Annotated in this window: 4 protein-coding genes; all 4 read right to left on the minus strand. The window is 38.0% G+C overall.

What is annotated here, in order from left to right:
• Window positions 1-2,317 (minus strand): leucine--tRNA ligase (gene leuS / locus AB1414_14130; GenBank protein MEW6608560.1); only part of this gene is annotated, 2,317 nt, incomplete at its 3' end.
• A gap of 375 nt (window positions 2,318-2,692) precedes the next feature.
• Window positions 2,693-3,661 (minus strand): hypothetical protein, encoded by a 969-nt coding sequence (locus AB1414_14135; GenBank protein MEW6608561.1) that lies wholly within the window; start codon window positions 3,659-3,661, stop codon window positions 2,693-2,695.
• Between the two features lie 2 nt (window positions 3,662-3,663).
• The gene (locus tag AB1414_14140) at window positions 3,664-5,313 is read right to left on the minus strand and encodes a tetratricopeptide repeat protein (protein MEW6608562.1); all 1,650 of its coding nucleotides are present in this window, start codon (window positions 5,311-5,313) and stop codon (window positions 3,664-3,666) included.
• A 112-nt stretch (window positions 5,314-5,425) separates the two neighbouring features.
• Window positions 5,426-5,752, minus strand: a 327-nt coding sequence (rpsI, locus tag AB1414_14145; GenBank protein ID MEW6608563.1) for a 30S ribosomal protein S9, incomplete at its 5' end; no start/stop codon positions are given.

Genomic DNA, 5,752 nt, shown 5'->3' on the forward strand with positions numbered 1-5,752 from the left:
CTTTTAGTTTTCCATTTATCTGGATGGGGATAGTGATTTCTTGTTCTTTGATTGCCTCGGGGTCATATTTAAGCCACATTTGGTTAAAGATGCTTGTTTTTTTACCCAGCAGTTGCCACAATTCTTCGGCAAGGTGAGGTGCCATTGGAGAGAGTAAAAAAACTACTGCCTCTAATGCCTGGTTAAGGACAAATAAGCTATTTTCGTCATCTTCTCGAAGTCTATATTTATAAATTTCATTAACTAACTCCATTACGGCGGCAATAGCGGTATTAAAATGGAATTCATTTTCTATATCTTCGGTCACCCTTTTTATTGTTTTATGGGTAAATGAATACAATTTTTTATCTTCTGCATTCTGCATTCTGCATTCTACATCCTGTATCCTTTTTATCTTTTCTGCATACTGCTGGACAATTCGATAGACCCGATTCAAAAATCTCCAACAGCCTTCTATTCCTTTGTCACTCCATTCAAGGTCTTTTTCTGGTGGGGCGGCAAAAAGGATAAACAATCTAACCGTATCCGCACCATATTTGGTGATAATATCGTTTGGGTCAACAACATTCCCTTTGGATTTGGACATCTTCGCCCCATCTTTGATGACCATACCTTGTGTGAGTAGATTTTTAAAAGGCTCTTTTACATCAAATAATTCCAAATCTGCCATCACTTTGGTAAAAAAGCGGGCATAAAGCAGATGTAAAATTGCATGTTCAATGCCACCAATGTATTGGTCAACCGGCAACCAGTAATTTGCCTCATTAAAGTCAACCGGTGTATTTTCTGTTTTTGGGCTGAGGTATCGGGCAAAATACCAGGATGAATCTACAAATGTATCCATCGTATCTGTTTCCCGATAAGCCTTATTCCCACAATCAGGACAAGTCGTATTAATAAACTCAGAAATATCCGCCAGTGTTTCGCCATTTTGAATATCAACCATTTCTGGAAGTTGAACAGGAAGTTGTTCATAAGGGACTTTCACTTTTCCACAATTCTGGCAATAAATAATAGGGATAGGCGTTCCCCAGTAGCGTTGTCTTGAGACTAACCAATCTTTCAGGCGATAATTAATCGTTTTTCTACCAATGTTTTCTTTTTCCATCCAGACAGAAATGGCATCAATTGCCTGTTTGCATGGCATATTGTCAAACTGAGCAGAGTTAACCAGATATCCTTCTTCTTCAAAGGCACAGGTCATTGTTTCAGCCGTGAGTTTTTCATCTGGCGATTGAATCACCAATCGTGCTGGCAGGTCATATTTCATCGCAAATTCAAAATCCCGCTGGTCATGAGCAGGAACACACATAATTGCACCTGTGCCATATTCCATTAAGACATAATTACCTATCCAGATAGGTATCTTCTCATTATTAACCGGATTGATAGCATATTGTCCGGTAAAGATACCTTGTTTTTCAATGTCTTCTAATTCCTTTCTTGTTTTATGGAATTCAATAAATTCTTTTATTTTATTTTCTTGAGGCATATCTTTGATAAGTTTTTCTACGAGGGGATATTCAGGGGCTAAAACAACATAAGTAGCACCGAAAATGGTATCTGGTCGGGTAGTAAATACCTTTATAATCTCAGCACTGCCAACGACTTTAAAATCAATTTCTGTGCCAAAACTTTTACCAATCCAGTTGGTCTGCATGGTTAGGACCCTTTGAGGCCAATTTTCAAGCAGATTTTGTTCTTCTAATAGTCTATCTGCGTAATCTGTAATCTTAAAAAACCACTGGTCTAATTTTTTACTTTTAACCACAGATGAACATCGCCAGCACAATCCTTTTTCAACCTGCTCATTAGCCAATACCGTTTGACACTTCTCGCACCAATTCACTTCTGCCTCTTTTTTATAAACCAATCCTTTTTCATAGAACTTCAGGAATAGCCATTGATTCCATTTATAATAATCTTGATAGCAGGTGGCAATTTCGCGATTCCAATCATAAGAAAAACCTAATTTTTTCAATTGGCCTCGCATATATTTGATATTTTGGAGTGTCCATTTTGCGGGATGAACACCTTTTTCTAAAGCGGCATTTTCTGCGGGCAGACCAAAGGCATCCCAACCCATCGGATGCAAAATCTCATATCCTTGCATCCTTTTAAATCGGGCAATGACATCACCAATGGCATAATTGCGCACATGCCCCATATGAATCTTGCCAGATGGGTAAGGAAACATCTCAAGACAATAATATTTAGGTTTTTTTTTAGAAGATATAGTTTTAAAAATCTGGTTTTCTTCCCAGAATTTTTGCCATTTTGTCTCTATCTCAACAAAAGGATAACCTTCTTTATTCACTTTTTACCACTCCATAAAAAATCTGTAACTGTTTACCGCACAGACACAGAGACGCAGAGAGAAATAGACCCTTATCTCTAAACTCCCTAACCCCTCAAGAGCTTATCTTTACCCATAAGTTTTACTGGACAATGTTACATTTATTCACAATTCGCAATTCACCATTCACAATTCACCATTTCTTCCCTAAATTTCCTTAAAATGGTGAATGGTGAATTGTCAATTGTGAATTATCACTTTTCACGGTGTCCAGTAAAAATTGTGGGACATGATTAGCTCAAGAGGGGGCGTCTCTACGGTTAAGGACTACCTGAACGGTTACGGAATTTTTTAAATAAAAGTTTGTCAGTATTTGCAAATCAAAAGGTTGTAGGATTAGAAAACTTTTGTCTCCCAAAGGCTAAAATCAAGGAGAATAACTCGTTTTAAATTTAGAAATAATCCTCTTCCTACCAATCCACATCTATTTTTATTTATTTTTACAAAAGGGCTTTTACCCCAATTTGTTACACAGATTACAGGAAATGAATTTTTCTTTATAACCTTACCATCTTCTAATATTATACCCACAGAAAAAGTGTTTATCATATAACCTTTATATATCTCATTTAAATGATTACCTTGATGAATCTTTCCTTCTTCTTCCAGAAGATGAGAAGTAATTAACCCTTCAGATATTAATCTTTCCCTATCTACAAATAGTAGATAAGTTCCAGTATCAAGGTCACAAGGTAGTTTAACTGTTGTTGTTAGAGATGCGATTTGAATTTCTGTTGTTGGATAATGGTCATCTGGTGCACCTGATGTTTTACTCCATATGGAAGACCCTTCTTCAATCATAAAAAAGTAGTCATTTATAAAAAGAAATGGGAATTTTGCCTTTTCCTCACAGAGTTTTAATATTTCTTTTCTCTGTGGATATTCACAAATATCTGGAGAAGATTTAACTACTACTCCGTCAACTATAGATATCCAGGCGGCATTTAATTCCTGAAATTTTTTATTAAGCCAATCTTTGTTCTTTTCCCACAGGAGAGAGTCTAACTGAATCTTTTGTTCCTCCGTAAGAGAAGAAAACTCCTCTAATCTTAAATTCTCTCCAATAAACCCACTTTCATACCTTGTTGGTTTAAAGAAGTTAGTGGGTTGTTCAATAATCCCCATAGTTTCTATCTCGGCTGGTTTTGAGGTTGTTGGTAAAGTGGGAATGTTCACAGTCATATTTATTACAGTTATATTCATATTAACTTCAGGATGGTCTTTTACTAACTCTTTAATTCTTCTTCTTTCTCTTTCCTCCAATATTGGTAAAATCTCTTTAATTTCGGCTCTAATCGAATCCATACTTACATCTCCTTTTGAATTTCCCTAATATACTGCTCAAATCTCTCCTTGCCTAAAGACCCTTTTAGTCTATTAAGGTAGTCGAGTGTATTTTCAAGATGTGGGGAGTTAAGTTTCCTGAATACTGAAGATGCTTGAAGATAATTTCTGATGGCTGATTGATACTCTCCCTTCTCTTCATGAACCCTACCAAGTTGACCAATCGTGAAACCAATCCCTAACTCGTCCCCCAGTTCCTCAGCTATCTTTCTTGCTTCTTCATAGTAGTCTATTGCCTTTTGATATTCCTTTAAGGAAAGAAAGACATTACCCATGTTACCAATCCAGTCTTCATTAGCCTTTCTATCTCCAATCTCTTTGGCTATCTTCAGTGCCTGTTCATAATAATCGATAGATTGCTGGTATTGACATAAGGAGTAATAGGCATTACCTAAGTTACCAAGATGATTCCCTTCACCTTTTCTATCTCCAATCTCTTTGGCTATCTTCAGTGCCTGTTCATAATAATCGATAGCCTTCTGGTATTGGCCTAAGGAGCGATAGGCAATACCTAAGTTACCAAGATGATTTCCTTCACCCTTTCTATCTCCAATCTCTTTGGCTATCTTCAGTCCCTGTTCATAATAATCGATAGCCTTCTGGTATTGACCTAAGGAGGAGTAGGCAATACCTAAATTACCAAACCAACTTCCTTCACCCTTTCTATATCCAATCTCTTTGGTTATCTTCAGTGCCTGTTCATAATATTCAATAGCCTTCTGGTATTGACCTAAGGAGGAGTAGGCAATACCTAAACTGCCAAGGCAACTTCCTTCACCCTGCCTATCCCCAATCTCTGTGGCTATCTTCAGTGCCTGTTCATAATAATCGATAGCCTTCTGGTATTGACCTAAGGAGTAATAGGCATTACCTAAGTTACCAAGATGACTTCCTTCACCCTCTCTATCCCCAATCTCTGTGGCTATCTTCAGTGCCTGTTCATGATAATCGATAGCCTTGTGGTATTGGCCTAAGGAGTCGTAGGCATTACCTAAGTTACCAAACCAATTTCCTTCACCCTTTCTATCTCCAATCTCTTTGGCTATCTTCAGTGCCTGTTCATGATAATCGATAGCCTTGTGGTATTGGCCTAAGGAGTGATAGGCATTACCTAAGTTACCAAGATGACTTCCTTCACCCTCTCTATCCCCAATCTCTGTGGCTATCTTCAGTGCCTGTTCATGATAATCGATAGCCTTGTGGTATTGGCCTAAGGAGTCGTAGGCATTACCTAAGTTACCAAGGATTGCTTCTGTTGCTTGGTTGTTATTTAATCCCTCAAATATGGGTAATGCCTCCTCATAGAGTTTGATAGCCTGATGATACCTTGCAAGCCGCAACGATAGACTGGCTAAGATAAATGTAGAGTGGCCTCTAAGAAGACTATCACCTATTATCTTTGCTGATTCATAGTTAAGGGTAGCAAGGTAATATGCCTGTAGTGGAGATTGGTTAGTTAGGCTATTGATTGTTTGAGCAAGATTCAACACTGCCTCTTTATCCAGCCAGGGTTTTATCCTTTGGCTCTGAATCTCTGCCACTGCGGAATCTAATGATATTTGCCCCTTCGCTACCTTATTTACTAAATCCAAAAACACCTCTGGAACATTCATTGTATGTATATTCTCCCTAAAAATTAGGGTGGAGAGTAGAAAGTAGCGAAAAAATTACCTTGCAACTTGTTATTCTCTACTTGCTACTATCTAACGGTTACCAATCATTAAATTACCGCTTGGAGTATTGGAATCTGCGTCTTCGGCCATAGAGTCCATATTTTTTCCGTTCATGCATACGTGGGTCTCGAGTTAGAAATCCGCCCCGGCCAAGAATTGTTCGCAATTCCTCATTAGCCCGGACAAGGGCTCTGGCTATGCCATGGCGAATAGCCTCTGCTTGACCAGTAACACCACCGCCTTCTACGGTAACTAAAATATCATACTTACCTAAAGTAGAAGTAGCCATTAGTGGTTGTTGGATAATAGGTTCAAAGGTTAAACTTCTACCACCGAAGTAATCTTTTAGTTCTTTTTTATTGATAACTATTTTACCTGC

Source organism: bacterium (genome assembly GCA_040755795.1).
In the GTDB taxonomy this organism is placed as follows: domain Bacteria; phylum UBA9089; class CG2-30-40-21; order CG2-30-40-21; family SBAY01; genus JBFLXS01.

What these genes read in the sequence shown, in the direction of transcription:
- AB1414_14140 (MEW6608562.1), bottom strand. Translation starts at nt 5,313, where the DNA reads ATGAATGTTCCAGAGGTGTTTTTGGATTTAGTAAATAAGGTAGCGAAG.
- AB1414_14135 (MEW6608561.1), bottom strand. Translation starts at nt 3,661, where the DNA reads ATGGATTCGATTAGAGCCGAAATTAAAGAGATTTTACCAATATTGGAG.